The 12,646-nt window shown below is 68.4% G+C and carries 11 protein-coding genes; 5 read left to right on the top strand and 6 right to left on the bottom strand.

Annotated features, from left to right (window positions below):
* The first annotated feature begins 119 nt into the window (after positions 1 to 119).
* Complete coding sequence (locus TSH64_RS19905) at positions 120 to 842, top strand: hypothetical protein (protein WP_109447582.1); 723 nt, start codon at positions 120 to 122, stop codon at positions 840 to 842.
* Here TSH64_RS19905 and TSH64_RS19900 read toward each other — a convergent pair.
* On the bottom strand, positions 823 to 2,076 hold the full coding sequence (locus TSH64_RS19900) for a diaminopropionate ammonia-lyase (RefSeq protein ID WP_109452850.1): 1,254 nt from the start codon (positions 2,074 to 2,076) through the stop codon (positions 823 to 825). The two genes, TSH64_RS19905 and TSH64_RS19900, sit on opposite strands and share 20 nt — an antisense overlap.
* Positions 2,077 to 2,240: 164 nt before the next feature.
* Positions 2,241 to 2,543: a flagellar motor switch protein FliN gene (gene fliN / locus TSH64_RS19895; protein WP_014188019.1), complete on the bottom strand. Its 303-nt coding sequence runs from the start codon at positions 2,541 to 2,543 to the stop codon at positions 2,241 to 2,243.
* 260 nt (positions 2,544 to 2,803) lie between these two features.
* On the opposite strand from fliN, the gene TSH64_RS19890 reads away from it, so the two are divergent.
* On the top strand, positions 2,804 to 3,646 hold the full coding sequence (locus tag TSH64_RS19890) for a sulfurtransferase (protein WP_109447581.1): 843 nt from the start codon (positions 2,804 to 2,806) through the stop codon (positions 3,644 to 3,646).
* Here TSH64_RS19890 and murJ read toward each other — a convergent pair whose 3' ends face one another.
* Entirely contained in the window at positions 3,647 to 5,197 is a 1,551-nt protein-coding gene (gene murJ, locus TSH64_RS19885) for a murein biosynthesis integral membrane protein MurJ (protein WP_109447579.1), read from the bottom strand.
* 132 nt (positions 5,198 to 5,329) lie between these two features.
* Between murJ and TSH64_RS19880 the strand changes: the two genes are divergently transcribed.
* Both TSH64_RS19880 and eno read left to right on the top strand, forming a co-directional pair.
* Complete coding sequence (locus TSH64_RS19880) at positions 5,330 to 6,115, top strand: alpha/beta fold hydrolase (RefSeq protein WP_109447578.1); 786 nt, start codon at positions 5,330 to 5,332, stop codon at positions 6,113 to 6,115.
* A gap of 147 nt (positions 6,116 to 6,262) precedes the next feature.
* The gene (gene eno, locus TSH64_RS19875; protein ID WP_109447577.1) at positions 6,263 to 7,540 is read left to right on the top strand and encodes a phosphopyruvate hydratase; all 1,278 of its coding nucleotides are present in this window, start codon (positions 6,263 to 6,265) and stop codon (positions 7,538 to 7,540) included.
* A 69-nt stretch (positions 7,541 to 7,609) separates the two neighbouring features.
* Here the strand turns inward: eno and TSH64_RS19870 are convergent, their stop codons facing one another.
* From TSH64_RS19870 to TSH64_RS19860, 3 genes are all read right to left on the bottom strand, one after another.
* Complete coding sequence (locus TSH64_RS19870; protein ID WP_109447576.1) at positions 7,610 to 8,686, bottom strand: plasmid partitioning protein; 1,077 nt, start codon at positions 8,684 to 8,686, stop codon at positions 7,610 to 7,612.
* 8 nt (positions 8,687 to 8,694) lie between these two features.
* The gene (locus TSH64_RS19865; RefSeq protein ID WP_109447575.1) at positions 8,695 to 9,687 is read right to left on the bottom strand and encodes a PHB depolymerase family esterase; all 993 of its coding nucleotides are present in this window, start codon (positions 9,685 to 9,687) and stop codon (positions 8,695 to 8,697) included.
* A 308-nt stretch (positions 9,688 to 9,995) separates the two neighbouring features.
* A complete protein-coding gene (locus tag TSH64_RS19860) occupies positions 9,996 to 10,523 on the bottom strand; it encodes a peroxiredoxin (RefSeq protein WP_109447574.1) in 528 nt (175 codons plus the stop codon).
* A gap of 451 nt (positions 10,524 to 10,974) precedes the next feature.
* On the opposite strand from TSH64_RS19860, the gene TSH64_RS19855 reads away from it, so the two are divergent.
* Positions 10,975 to 12,603: an ATP-binding cassette domain-containing protein gene (locus TSH64_RS19855; RefSeq protein ID WP_247873052.1), complete on the top strand. Its 1,629-nt coding sequence runs from the start codon at positions 10,975 to 10,977 to the stop codon at positions 12,601 to 12,603.
* The last annotated feature ends 43 nt before the right edge of the window (positions 12,604 to 12,646 follow it).

Below are 12,646 nucleotides of genomic sequence, written 5' to 3'. Positions count from 1 at the left end.
GCGCCGCAGCCTTCCTACCCTCGCCACTACCCACATTGTGTGGCCCGCCACAGACATGCCGTTAACACTCGGGCAAGCTTTGACCGCCACGCTGGGTGGGTCGAGTGCTGGAGGGTATTATGTCGGTGCGGAAGCTGCTGCGGAGGGTCGGGTTCGGTGCCGGTCTGGGCGCCCTGCTGATCGCGGGTGCCGCAGTCGGCCATGCCGCAACCCAGCCGAACGGACTGTCGCTCAACCCGGCCGGCTCCGCCCCGGCCGCCATCGGCCCCGTCACCGTCAATCCGGTGCCCGCAGCACCCTCCTCCGAATTTCCCGATGCGGCGATGTCCCGCAACGACCAGGGCGACGTCACCGTCCTGCGGCTGGACGGCATCATCACGCCGGGAGCGGAACGCAGCTTCCTCGACGCCCTGCACGCCCTGCCGGCCCGCCGCCCGCTGGTGATCGAGCTGTCCAGCCCCGGCGGCTTCACCGCCGCGGGCTACCGGATGATCGACGCCGTCCTGGCCGAACGCAAGGGCGGGCGGCCGGTTGCCACGCGGGTGCGCGACGGCGAGTCCTGCGAAAGCATGTGCGTCGGCCTCTATCTGGCCGGCTATCCGCGCTACGCCGCCCCGCGGGCGGAATTCATGGTGCATGCCCCGCGCATGGCGGAGAATGGGCGGATGACCCTGCGCTCCACCCAGATGATGGTCGAGCGGCTGGTGTCGCTCGGCGCCTCGCAGAGCTGGATCGAGCGGGTGAAGGCCGAGGGCGGCTTCTCCGGCGCGCGCGACCATCGCGAAACCGCCGACCGGCTGGCCGCCGACGGCGCCAACATCGTCACCGACCTGCTGCGCTGAGCAGCCCGTCGGCGACCGCCTCCGGCGAGCGGCCGACGATCCGCTCATAGACCTCCGGATCGGTCGCCCCTTCGGTCCCGAACACCAGCACCCGCGCGTCGGGCACGAGGCCCAGCGCCAGCCTCACCTCCTCGTGGGCGGCGGCGCAGAGCAGTCCGGCCAGCCCGGCGACACCCGATTCACCGCCCACCACCGGACGGCCGCCCTGCCCGCCGTCCGCAAGCTTGCGCATGGCGATGACCGCCCCCTCGTCGGGGATGGTCAGGAAATCGTCGGCGCCGCGCTCCAGGATCGCCCAGGCCAGCAGCGAGACCTCGCCGCAGGCAAGCCCGGCCATCACCGTGTCGAGGTCGCCCTGCGCCCGTGTCGGCCGGCCGGCGACGGCACTCTGGTACAGGCAGTCGGCGCTGTGCGGCTCCACCACCACGAAGCGCGGGCGCTGGCGCCCCCAGCTTTCCCACAGATGGCCGCAGACCGCGGCGGGCAGCGCACCGACGCCGCCCTGCACGAAGACGTGGGTCGGTCGTTCGCTGGCGGGAAGCTGCGAGATCGCCTCCTCCACCATCACGGTGTAGCCCTGCATCACGTCGCGAGGCACGTCCATATAGCCGGTGTAGGAGGTGTCGGAGACGACGAACCAGCCCTGCGCCGCCGCATCGGCGGCGGCACGGCGCACCGCATCGTCGTACGGCCCGTCCACCACCACCACCCTCGCCCCGTACGCCTCGATGGCGGCGCGACGGCCGGGCGTACAGGCGGCGGGCACATACACCACGCAATTGCAGCCGAACACCTGCGCGCCCCAGGCGACCGACCGGCCATGGTTGCCGTCGGTGGCGGTGGTGACGGTCAGCGTCCGCGTCACCTTGGCATAGCGGCCGACGACGAGATCCAGTGCTGTCACCGGCACGCCGGGCACCCGCGCCGTCACCTCCCGCGCCAGCAGCCGCAGCACGGCGTAAGCCCCGCCCAGCGCCTTGAAGCTGGCGAGCGCGAAGCGGGCGCTCTCGTCCTTGTACCAGAGGCGGTCGATCCCGGCCTCCCGAGCCAGCCCCGGCAGGGAGCGCAGCGGGGTGGGCGTGTAGCCGGGCCAGGCACCGATCTCCGCCATCGCCTCCTCGAAGGCGGCACGGCTGAGGATGGCGCGTTCCGACGGGCCATAGACCCGTTCATGGTCGGCATGGGGATTGGAAAAATGGCGCGGCAGGCAGGGGGAGACAGCGGTGTGGGACATGGCTTCGCTCTCCGGGCCGGCGACGCCGTCGGCGACGGCAGTTTCCACGACCGGACACAACGACACCAGAAGCCATCGCCCGCCGTCAAGACGCCAGCGCAAGCGGGGCTGCTACCGAATGAAGCATCGATAAAGGGAAAGCGCTGCAACGGAAAAGGGTGCGGTCAGCGCTTCCATTCGCGGCTTGACTTGATGAAGTCGGTCAGGGTGACGCCGATCTTGTCGTCGATGATCGCAACCTCGCCGCGGGCGACCAGAACGCCCTCGACATAGACGTCGGTCGGGTCCTTCAGATGGCGATCGAGTTCCACGACGGCGCCGCGGCCCAGCTTCAGGAGGTCGCGGACGCGGAGCATGGCGGTGCCGATGACGACCTTGATCTCCACCGGCGCATCGCCGATGGCGAAGGACGAGGCGTCGCCGTCGTTGGGATCGGGCGCGCCGAGCAGGTCGTCGATGTTGGCCATGGCTGTCCAAGCTCCCGCGCCGCAAGGGGGCGCCTTCCTATACGAACGGAACATCCTACACCCCGGACGGGCTAGCCGGCAACGCCACCGACCGACTTGGATTGCGACAAGATTAGGCTTTTCCCGCACCGGCGCTTCGCCCACACTGTCGGCCTGCCCGCCTCGGCGGGTGTCCGCCGGCCCGCCGGGCGACCCGTTGCGACTGAGCAACGATCACGGCAGGACAAGGCTATCGACCAACCGGAACCGGGTTCACCCTGATGACCGACAGCAGCATTTCCCCGCTTGTGGACGCTTCCTGGCTGAAAAGCCCGCTCGACAGCCCCGGCATTGTCGTCCTCGACGTGCGTACCCCGCCCGCCGGCGGCTTCGTTCCGGGATCGGTTCATTCCGACTACGCAACGTCCGGCTGGCGGACTGTGGTCGGCGGCGGGGCCGGGATGCTGCCGGAACCCGGAGTTCTGGCGGGGCTGATCGGCGGCCTGGGGATCGGCAACGGCGACCATGTGGTGCTGGTTGCGGCCGGCGCCAACGCGTCCGACATGGGCAACGCCACCCGCGTCTATTGGACCTTCAAGATGCTGGGCCATGACGCGGTATCGGTGCTGGACGGCGGTTTCGCCGCCTGGGTCGCCGCCGGCGGTCCGGTGACGCCCGAGCCGGCGGTGCGCAAGCCGACCAGCTTCGCCACCCATCCGCGCGCCGGCCTGCGCGCCACCGTGGAGGATGTCGAAGCCGCCGTGACGGCCGGGGCCGTGCCGCTGCACGATGCGCGGTCGGCAGAACAGTTCGCCGGCAAGGCCAAGAGCCCGCAGGCCCGCGCCCCCGGTACCATCCCGGGTGCCGTCAACCTGGACATCGCCCCGCTCTTCTCCGCCGCCGAGCACCGTTTCGCCACACCCGAGGCGGTGAAGGCGATGGCCGACCAAGCCGGCCTGCCCTTGCGCGACCAGCCCATCACCTTCTGCAACACCGGCCATCTGGCCTCGGTGTCCTGGTTCGCGCTCAGCGAGATCGCCGGCGTGCCGGGCGTACGGCTCTATGACGGCTCGATGTCGGAATGGAGCGCCGATCCGGAGCGGCCTTTGCAGACCGAGGGGTGATCAGGCTTTCGCCCGGCGACGGCGCAGACGGCTGAGGTCGCTGCGCCGCACCAGCCCGAGCAGCACCGCAGCGACGGCATAGACCGCCAGTCCGATCACGGCGAGCACCAGCAAGCCGCCCAGCCGCTCCACCATGCCGGCGGCACCCAACCAGGGGGCAAGCCGCTCGGTCGCCAGCCACAGGGCGCCGGCCATGGCGACGGCGGCGATGGCCATCCGCGGCAGGTTGCGGGTCAGCCGCGCATCCGCCCGGAACAGGCCGCGGCGGTGCAGCAGCAGCGCCAGCAGCCCCGCATTCACCCAGGCACCGACGGAGGTGGCGACCGCAAGCCCGACTTGGGCCAGCGGCCCCATCAGCGCCAGCTTCAGCGCCACATTGATGCCGACCGCCGCCAGCGCCACCCGCACCGGCGTTGCCGTGTCATGGCGGGCATAGAAGCCGTTGACGAGGCTGCGGATGACCACGAAGGCCGGCAGGCCCAGCGCATAGGCTTGCAGGGTAAGCGCCGAAGCCGCGGCATCCGACGGGCCGAAGGCGCCGCGCTGGAACAGCACCGACAGGATCGGCGTGCCCGCCACCAGGAAGGCGATGGCGGCCGGCAGGGTCAGAACCAGCGACAGCTCGATGGCGCGGTTCTGGCTGTCGACCGCGCCGGCCTCGTCGCCGCTCTTGATCCGCTTGGACATTTCCGGAAGCAGAACGGTCCCGACGGCGATGCCGATCACGCCCAGCGGCAGCTGGTTCAGCCGGTCGGCATAATAAAGGTAGGACACCGCCCCGGTCGGCAAGGCGGACGCGATCAGCGTGTCGGCGAACAGGCTGATCTGCGTCAGGCCGGACCCCAGCGCCGCCGGCCCCAGAACCTTCAGGAAGCGCTTCACGTCGGGCGACAGGCGCGGCATCACCGGCCGCAGAGTCATGTCGGCCCGCCTTGCGTCCCAGGCCAGATAGAGAAACTGCGCGACACCCGACGCCAGCACGCCCCAGGACAGCGCATGTCCGGCCGTCGGCATCAGCGGCGTGCCGATCACCAGCGCCGCGATCAGGCACAAATTCATCAGGATGGGGGCGGCGGCGGCGGAGCCGAAGCGGCTCATGCTGTTCAGCACGCCGCCATAGAGCGACACCAGCGAGATCAGCAGCAGGTAGGGAAATGTGATGCTGGTGAACAGAACGGCCAGCCGGAACTTCTCAGGCTCGTCGGCGAATCCGGGGGCGAAGACCGTCATGAATTGCGGCATGAAGGCCAGCACCGCCAGCAGCAGCACCAGTTGCACGATGACCAGCAGGGTCATCACCTCGTCGGCGAAGCGGCGGGCGGATGCTGCCCCGTCCTGCACCAGCTTGCCCGAGAACAGCGGCACGAAGGCGGAGTTGAAGGCCCCCTCGGCGAACAGGGCGCGGAAATGGTTCGGCAGCCGGAAGGCGACGAAGAAGGCGTCGGCGACCGGCCCGGCGCCGAGCAGCGCCGCGGTCAGCACGTCGCGCAGGAAACCGAGCACCCGGCTGGCAAGGGTCAAGCCGCCGACGGACAGGATATGACGGAACACGATGGCAGGGTCGCTTCTGTGATGCGGATGATGCCCGGCGGCATCCTAGCGGTGCAGCCGCGTTCGTCATAGGATCGCGGCCCGCATTCGTCCAGAACGCATCTTCCGACATCACAGGCCGAAAGCACCGACATGCCGCAGCAGCAAGCCCTCCCCCTGACCTATCTGGAAGCCGGCGAAGCCAATGGCGGAACGCCGATGCTGGTCCTGCACGGCCTGTTCGGCTCGGCCCGCAACTGGCAGACCCTGGCCCGCCGCTTCGGCGAATCCCGCCGGGTCTATGCGCTGGACCTGCGCAACCATGGCGGCGCGCCCTGGGCCGACGGCATGAGCTATCCGGAGATGGCGGCCGACGTGCTGCGCTTCCTCGACGATCGCGGCTTCGCCCGCGCCACCATCGTCGGCCACTCCATGGGCGGCAAGACCGCCATGGCGCTGGCGCTGGCCCATCCGGAGCGGGTGGAAAAGCTGGTGGTCGCCGACATCGCCCCGGTCGCCTACACCCACACCCACGCCCCCTTCGTCGCCGCGATGAAGGCCGCCAAGCTGGAAGGGGTCACGCGCCGGCCAGAGGTGGAGGCGCAGCTGGCCGACGCCGTGCCGGAGGCGCCGCTGCGCTCCTTCCTGATGCAGAATCTGGTGCTGGAGAACGGCGCCTTCTCCTGGCGGATCAACCTCGACTCCATCGGCGCGAACATGGGCAAGCTGATCGGCTTCCCCGATTTCGGCGCTGCCCGCTATGACGGGCCTGCGCTGTTCATCGGCGGCGGCGCGTCGGACTACATCCGGCCGGAGCATCACGACGCCATCCGCCGCCACTTCCCCAAGGCGGAAATCCGCATGATCGACGGCGTCGGACACTGGCTGCATGCCGAACGTCCGGCCGAATTCGCCGCGATGGTGGAGGGATTTGTCTGATTTCCGGCTCGAATCCGCGCATCCGCGCGGGGTTGTAAGCCGAAGCAGATATTGCATCGCCCGGACGTCGGGGCTATCAAGCCTGCGCGCCTTAAAACGCGGCCTGCGAGACAACGCGGCTGCCATTCCTCGAAGGATCGACCGATCATGAGCGTCATCACCGAGATTCACGCCCGCGAAATCCTGGACAGCCGCGGCAACCCGACCGTGGAAGTCGACGTTGCGCTGGACAGCGGCGCCTTCGGCCGCGCCGCGGTGCCGTCGGGCGCCTCCACCGGCGCCCACGAGGCGGTCGAGCTGCGCGACGGCGACAAGTCCCGCTTCGGCGGCAAGGGCGTGCTGAAGGCGGTCGAATCCGTCAACGGTGAGATCTATGACGCGCTCGCCGGCCTGGACGCCGACGACCAGCGCGGCATCGACCTTGCGATGATCGACCTGGACGGCACCGAGAACAAGAGCCGCCTCGGCGCCAACGCCATCCTGGGCGTGTCGCTGGCGGTCGCCCGCGCCGCCGCCGAAGATGCCGGCCTGCCGCTCTACCGCTATGTCGGCGGCGCCTTCGCCTCGCTGCTGCCGGTGCCGATGATGAACATCATCAATGGCGGCGCCCATGCCGACAACCCCATCGACATCCAGGAGTTCATGATCATGCCGGTGGGCGCCGAGACCGGCGCCGACGCCATCCGCATGGGCTCCGAGATCTTCCAGTCGCTGAAGAAGAAGCTGAAGGACGCCGGCCACAACACCAATGTCGGCGACGAGGGCGGCTTCGCCCCCAACATCGGCTCGACCGACGAGGCGCTCGGCTTCGTCATGAAGGCCATCGAGGCCGCCGGCTACAAGCCGGGCGACGACGTCATGCTGGCGCTCGACGCCGCCTCGACCGAGTTCTTCAAGAACGGCAAGTATGAGCTGGCCGGCGAAGGCAAGTCGCTGTCGCCGGAACAGATGGTCGCCTACTGGGCCGATCTGGCCGGCCGCTACCCGATCATCTCGATCGAGGACGGCATGGCCGAGGACGATTGGGAAGGCTGGAAGGCGCTGACCGACGCCATCGGCAGCAAGGTGCAGCTGGTCGGCGACGACCTGTTCGTCACCAATCCGAAGCGTCTGGCCCAGGGCATCAAACAGGGTGTCGCCAACTCGATCCTGGTGAAGGTCAACCAGATCGGCACGCTGTCGGAGACGCTGGAAGCGGTCGACATGGCGCACAAGGCCGGCTACACCGCCGTCCTGTCGCACCGCTCGGGCGAGACCGAGGACAGCACCATCGCCGATCTGGCGGTCGCCACCAACTGCGGCCAGATCAAGACCGGCTCGCTCAGCCGTTCGGACCGTCTGGCCAAGTACAACCAGCTGATCCGCATCGAGGAGCAGCTCGGCGTCGCCGCCCGCTTCGCCGGCCGCGGCATCCTGAAGGCCTGATCGCCCAGGGTTAAGGGAAAGCCCCTCTCCGGTCCGCCGGAGAGGGGCTTTTTTATATGGAGCGGACAGTCACTCTCCCGCGAGCGCGCCGATAATCTTGCGCACCGCGGTCATCTGGAAGCCGCTCTTGCGGGCGAAATCGTAGCCGGTGTAGCCGAACCAGTCCCAACAGGCCTTCGGGTTGGAGGTCGGCTTGGCGCCGCCGTCGATCTGTGGATACAGCACGACGATGTTGTTGACGTCGGCCCAGCGGTTGTAGCCGGCATTGACGGCGAAATGGTCGCCGATCAGGTTCGATGCCATCTGGCAGCCGTGGAAGGCGACATGGATGCGGCAGGTCTGCGTGCCACCCTCGCAGGCCTCCGGAACATAGATGTAGCCGGTCTTGGCCATGCCGCTGCGGCTGGGGTCTCCGACGAAGGGCGCCTGGTCGAACAGCTGCGGCTGGCGGGCCGCGGCGGGGGCGTTCGGGATCCTGGCGTCGGCATAGAAGAAGCGGACGATGGCGCCCGCCTGATCGTACTGGCAGTTGTTGATGTATTCGCTCTTCTCACCCTCCTTCGGGATGAAGTCGCAGGCCGCACCATAGCCGTCGGTGATGTAGGCATGGGCCGCCTTCGGCAGCTTCACATAGGACAGGTTGGCCTCCGCCACCCCCAGCGCCTTGTAGAAGCGGTCGGTGGCATCGGCGACCGGCCGCTTGACCGTCACGTCGCCGTCGCCGTTGAACAGGTAGATCTTCGACTGCGCCATATTGGACAGCGGGTCGATCTCTTTCGCCTTCTCGCGCGCCTTGGCGTTGGCGACCAGGGCATCGACATCGGGCGCACCCATCGCCACGTCCATGCAGCGCTTCAGCGCCACGATTGCCGTGGCGACGCCGCCCGTCGACACCTCGGCGCAGTCGTAGGGACCGCCGGCGACGAGCCCGGCCGCCTTGACCAGCCCCGAATAGGCGACCTGGAACTGCCCGGCCATGTAGGCGCCCGACGAAATGCCCGACACCGTGGTCTGGGCCGGGTCGATCTTCAGTTTCAGGTCAGACAGCCTGATCTGGGCAGCGCTTTGGGCTGCCGCGGGAAGCGGCGCCAGGGCGAGGAGCGCCGCAAACGCGGTCTTGAGAATCGCTTTGTTTGAAATGGTCATGAAAAGGGTCACCTTTGCCCTGAAAGGGTTGTCAACATTGCGTGGACAGCGGCGATCTGCGCCCCGCCCTTCGTCGCGTATTCCGTCCCGGTCCTGCCGACCCAGTCCCAGCAGGCAATCGGGTCCGCGGAATTGCGGGGCGACAGCTGCGGGTAGAGTACGATCAGATTGTTGTTGGCCGCCCAGCGGTTGAAGCCGGCGCCGGTGGTCACGGCATCGCCGACCTCGGCCGCGGACTGGCGGCATCCGTGAAAGACGATGTGCACGGCACAGGCCGCTCCGCGCCCGCAGGCGGGCGGCACATAGACATAGCCGGCAGGGGCCAGCCCCGTGCGGTCCGGATCGCCGAACGGCGTCTGGTCGAAGGGAATGGCCGCCGGCATGTCGGGAGCCGGCGGGTTCAACCCGCCATAGATGTGCGACAGGATCCGGCCGGCCTGGTCATAGTCGCCGCAGGCATTGACATAAGGGCTGCGGTTGGCGTTGCAGTCGTTGACCCCACCCTGCGCAATGAAGCCGTTGCCGGCATCCAGCCCGGTTTCCATCCGGATCTGGTTCGCCGGCACATGGGCGGCCCGATAGAAGGCCTCCGCCTCCTCCACCGCCTTGCGGTTCACCACCATGTCGGCGCGGCCGCTGAACAGGTAGACCTGCGCCTGCGCCAGCCGGTCGAGCGGGTCGATGGCCCCGGCCGCCGCCAGCGGCTGCGCCGCCTCGTACAGCGGCTGGCCACGCGGCCAGAGCGGATTGCCCTGCATGCAGGCCGCCGCCAGAAGCGGATTCTCGGCAGCGCAGAGATAGGGACCGCCGGCCACCAGACCGACGCCGGCCATCTCGCCCGAATGGGCGACGTGGAACTGGAGCGCCATGAAGGCGCCGGCAGCCAGCCCCGATGCCGAACTCTTGGCAAGCACCACATTGTGCGGAGCGAGCGGCGGTGCGGTGGCATCGGCGCTGGCCGGAGCGGTGCCGATGGGAGACAGCAGCGCCGACGCCGCCATGAAACATGCAACCAGAAAACACCGGAGCGGCCGATTTTCTGCCACCTGCTGCACCCCATCCGCCAAAACCTCTGCGGAAGGTAGCAAGAGAACAGGGAATGTCTAACAAAAAGCCTTAAGAGATTTCTGATGCACGCACATGCAGGACCATGCGCAACCCAACCCCGGCGGCAGGCGGCGGTGGCAGGAGGCGGCGGCACTTCGGGCAGCCATGGAAAAGGCCGGCGGAGCCCTCGCCCCGCCGGCCTTGTACCGTCATTCCGAAATCATCCCGGCAGCCGGGCCGGCCGGGCACCGAATCGGGCCGCTCAGCTCCGCAGGTAAGCGAGCACGGTCTCCGGCGAGGATTCGCCGTAGGGATCGCCGTTCTCGCCCTTGTCGTTGATCCCCGGCTCCTCGAACCACTTCTCGACGACACCGTCCTTCACCACCATGGCATAGCGCCAGGAGCGGAAGCCGAAGCCCAGGCTGTCCTTGTCGATCAGCATGCCCATGCGGCGGGTGAAATGGCCCGACCCGTCAGGGATCAGCTTCACCTTCTGCAGGTTCAGGCTCTTGCCCCACTGGAACATGACGAAGGCGTCGTTGACGCTGAGGCAATAGACCTCGTCGATGCCCAGAGCCTTGAAGTCGTCATGGAGACGCTCGAAGGCCGGGCACTGCTCGTTGGAACAGGTCGGCGTGAAGGCGCCGGGCAGCGAGAACACCACCACCCGCTTGCCCTTGAACAGCTCGTCGCTTTGCACGTCCTGCCAGCGGAACGGGTTGGGTCCGCCGACGCTCTCGTCGCGCACGCGGGTCTTGAAAACCACCGAGGGGACCTTGCGCCCTTCCATCGTCATCTCCGGCTGTGGTTGGGGTGGACCGGCGGAACCGCCGCAGGAAACCGCCGCAGGGGCACGATAGCGGTAATGCCCGTCCCCTCCAACCGGCCATAGGTCATGCCTCTTCCGCCAAGCACCGGCACCAAGTCACCCCCGAAGGAACAAACAAAACCGAGGTAATTCTGCGCAAAAGTGGTGGCATCCGGTGGCAATCCTGTGACGTCCCCGAATGTTAAGGTCCCCTTTACCAAGATCGCGTCTTCTGGTCTCGCCTGCATCCAGTGGGCACTGCGCCGACCGGTGACAATTGGAGGGCTGTTTTATGCCTGTTTCGACCAAGTCTAACTCTATGCGACAGCCCGGCAATGATAAGCCGGAAGCCTCATTCAATCGCGGTTATTTCACCAGGATACTTGTTAGTACATTTATCTTCAGCGCCACCATCAACGCGCTGATGCTTGCCATGCCGCTTTATTCGCTTCAGGTGTTCAGCCGCGCCATCCCGTCCGGCAATTACGATACCCTGGCCATGCTGACCGTCATCGTGGTGATGGCGCTGACGCTGAGCGGTCTTCTGGAAATGGTGCGCTCGCGCCTGCTGGCCCGTGCCGGCAACGCGCTGGAGGTGCGGTGGCGCCGCCGGCTGACCGCCGACGCGCTGGACGCCGCCGGCCGCGGCCGCCCGGACAACGGCCCGCTCGCCGACCTGATCGAGCTGAAGGGCGCCTTCTCGCGTCCGTCGCTGCCGGCGCTGATGGACCTGCCCTGGGCCCCGCTCTACGTGATCGGCATCTACGTCATCCACCCGATGCTGGCGCTGGTGCTGGTCGTGTCGATGCTGATCATGGCGGTGATGGGCTGGATCGGCTATGTGGCCGTCAAGGACATCAACGACGAGAGCAAGCTGCCGGCCGGCCGCGCCCAGAAGCTGTTCGAGGCGCTGGCGTCGCGCTCCGACACCGTGCGCGGCCTGCGCATGGGCAACGCCTCGCTGGACGCCGTCAACCGCGACTTCCTGACCGCCAGCGCCATGCAGGGCCAGGGCTATGAGCGCAGCGCCGCCATCGGCGCCGCCACCAAGTGGGTCCGCATGGTCCTGCAGATCGCCGTCACCGCCATCGGCGCCTGGCTGGTGATCGAACAGCACCTGTCCTTCGGCGGCATGATCGCCACCTCGATGCTGGTCGGCCGCGGCCTCGCCCCGATCGAGCAGACCGCCGGCGCCTGGGGCGGGCTGGTCCGCTCCGCCCAGGCCGTCCGCCGCCTGCTGCCGCTGCTGAAGCGCCTGTCGCGTGAGCCGGAGCGTCCCTCCGTGCCCGTCGAGAGCGAGCGCCTGACCGTCGAGAATCTGCTGTTCGTCTCCCCCCGCGACCAGAAGCCGATCCTGCGCAGCGTCACCCTGTCGGTCGAGCCCGGCGAGACCGTCTGCATCGCCGGTCCCAACCGCTCGGGCAAGTCGGTGCTGGCCCGCCTGCTGGCCGGTGTCGCCCTGCCGTCGGCCGGCACGGTGCGGCTGGGCGGCCTGTCCGTCGCCACCCTGACCCCCGACAGCCCCGACCAGGGCATCGGCTACCTGCCGCAGCAGGTCGATCTTCTGCCCGGCAGCATCGCCGACAACATCGCCCGCTTCACCACCGCCACCCGCGAACAGGTGGAGGAGGCTGCCAAGGCCGTCGGCATCCATGAGTGGGTCGAAAGCCTGCCCATGGGCTACGAAACCGAGGTCAACGACCCGCTGTCCCCGATCACCGGCGCCAGCGCCCGCCTGATCGGCCTTGCCCGCGCCGCCTTCGGCCAGCCGCCGCTGCTGGTGCTGGACGAGCCGACCGCCGGCCTGGACGAGCTGGGCATCAAGGCGGTCCGCGCCTTCGTCGCGGCCAGCAAGGAGCGCGGGGCGACCACCATCGTCATGACCCACGCCCCGATCTTCGTCGACATGTCCGACCACACCTACGTCCTGAAGAACGGCATGGCGATGGAGCTGCCGCGTCCGGAGCAGCAGCAGGCCCAGCCCGGCGCCGTCAACCTCGCCCGTCTGCGTAATCTCGGCCCTCAGGGTCCGGCCGCCGCCACGGCAGGGGCCGCCGGCTGACCGCCGGCACCGCCCCCAAGACCGACCATCCGGCTGACGCCAG

The sequence above is a fragment of the Azospirillum sp. TSH64 genome (assembly GCF_003116035.1).
Lineage (GTDB): Bacteria > Pseudomonadota > Alphaproteobacteria > Azospirillales > Azospirillaceae > Azospirillum.
This window is presented reverse-complemented; position numbering and strand designations above follow the sequence as displayed.

What these genes read in the sequence shown, in the direction of transcription:
- TSH64_RS19865 (WP_109447575.1), bottom strand. Translation starts at nt 9,687, where the DNA reads ATGGCGGCGTCGGCGCTGCTGTCTCCCATCGGCACCGCTCCGGCCAGC.
- TSH64_RS19905 (WP_109447582.1), top strand. Translation starts at nt 120, where the DNA reads ATGTCGGTGCGGAAGCTGCTGCGGAGGGTCGGGTTCGGTGCCGGTCTG.
- eno (WP_109447577.1), top strand. Translation starts at nt 6,263, where the DNA reads ATGAGCGTCATCACCGAGATTCACGCCCGCGAAATCCTGGACAGCCGC.
- TSH64_RS19860 (WP_109447574.1), bottom strand. Translation starts at nt 10,523, where the DNA reads ATGGAAGGGCGCAAGGTCCCCTCGGTGGTTTTCAAGACCCGCGTGCGC.
- TSH64_RS19870 (WP_109447576.1), bottom strand. Translation starts at nt 8,686, where the DNA reads ATGACCATTTCAAACAAAGCGATTCTCAAGACCGCGTTTGCGGCGCTC.
- TSH64_RS19855 (WP_247873052.1), top strand. Translation starts at nt 10,975, where the DNA reads ATGCCGCTTTATTCGCTTCAGGTGTTCAGCCGCGCCATCCCGTCCGGC.
- fliN (WP_014188019.1), bottom strand. Translation starts at nt 2,543, where the DNA reads ATGGCCAACATCGACGACCTGCTCGGCGCGCCCGATCCCAACGACGGC.
- TSH64_RS19880 (WP_109447578.1), top strand. Translation starts at nt 5,330, where the DNA reads ATGCCGCAGCAGCAAGCCCTCCCCCTGACCTATCTGGAAGCCGGCGAA.
- TSH64_RS19900 (WP_109452850.1), bottom strand. Translation starts at nt 2,076, where the DNA reads ATGTCCCACACCGCTGTCTCCCCCTGCCTGCCGCGCCATTTTTCCAAT.
- TSH64_RS19890 (WP_109447581.1), top strand. Translation starts at nt 2,804, where the DNA reads ATGACCGACAGCAGCATTTCCCCGCTTGTGGACGCTTCCTGGCTGAAA.